General features: G+C 70.3%; 1 pseudogene. It reads left to right on the forward strand.

From position 1 onward, the window contains the following. Positions 1-619: pseudogene (locus TN53_RS41725) on the forward strand (hypothetical protein); the annotation flags it as partial.

Consider the following 619-nt stretch of genomic DNA (forward strand, 5'->3'; position numbering starts at 1 on the left):
ACCTACGTCGACGCGGACCGGCGGATACACCTGGTGCCCAGCGGGACCGCCACCCAGGCCCTCCAAGTGATCGAGTCCGAGGTGACAAGCAGCTTCGGCGGCGAGTCGTGGTGGCAGTGGCGCGGGCTGCTCTCCAAGCCCGCCGCCTCCTGGAAGGCCACGCTCACCAGCAAGGCCACCGGCACGGTGGTCCGTACGCTCTCCGGCGGCGAGGTGTCGGGCAACCTGACCGCGCGGTGGGACGAGCGCGACGGCAAGGGCGCCTACGTCCCCAACGGCACCTCCACCTTCAAGCTGACGGCCCAGCCCGCCGACGGGTCGGGACCCGCGCTGACGGTCACCAAGACGCTGCGCGTGTCCTACGGAGCCGTCGTACGCCGCGACTTCACCAACTACGACACCTGGACGCCAGACGGGATCGGCGACGTGATGACCCTCAGCCCGTCCGGCGTCATCAGTTACCGCCCGGGCAACGGGACAGGAGGCCTCGGCAAGCCCATGTCCGCCTCGGGCTGGCCCTCCTCGGTGACCCCGGTCCCGTTCGGCGACCTGAACGGCGACCGCCAGAACGACGTCCTCGTCCGCTTCAGCAGCGGTGAACTGAGGGCGTACCGGACCT

Source organism: Streptomyces sp. WM6386 (genome assembly GCF_000972385.1).
In the GTDB taxonomy this organism is placed as follows: Bacteria; Actinomycetota; Actinomycetes; order Streptomycetales; family Streptomycetaceae; genus Streptomyces.